Annotated in this window: 1 protein-coding gene; it reads left to right on the top strand. The window is 44.9% G+C overall.

Annotated elements, in window-relative coordinates; all coding sequences use genetic code 11:
- Nucleotides 1–274, top strand: a 274-nt coding sequence (locus V7D75_RS03150; protein ID WP_442968912.1) for a DNA gyrase subunit A, incomplete at both ends; no start/stop codon positions are given.

The following is a 274-nucleotide window of genomic DNA, read 5'->3' as shown; positions in this document are numbered from 1 at the left end:
ACCAGTAAAAAAGACTTGCAGGCGATGTATGAAAGCGGTCGTGGCAGTTATAAAATGCGCGCCACTTTCCATATTGACCCAAAAGAGAAGAATTTAGTCATCATCGACGCGCTCCCCTATCAAGTGTCAGGCAATAAGATTCAAGAGCAAATCGCTAAACTCATGATGGATAAAAAGTTACCATGGGTAACGGATATCCATGATGAGTCAGACCACGAAAACGCTTGCCGTATCGTGCTTGAACTACGTTCATCGCGTGTCGATGTCGAACGTG

This window comes from Psychrobacter sp. (assembly GCF_036731945.1).
GTDB lineage: Bacteria > Pseudomonadota > Gammaproteobacteria > Pseudomonadales > Moraxellaceae > Psychrobacter.
The sequence above is the reverse complement of the archived record's forward strand: the minus strand, read 5'-3'. Positions and strand labels throughout refer to the sequence as shown.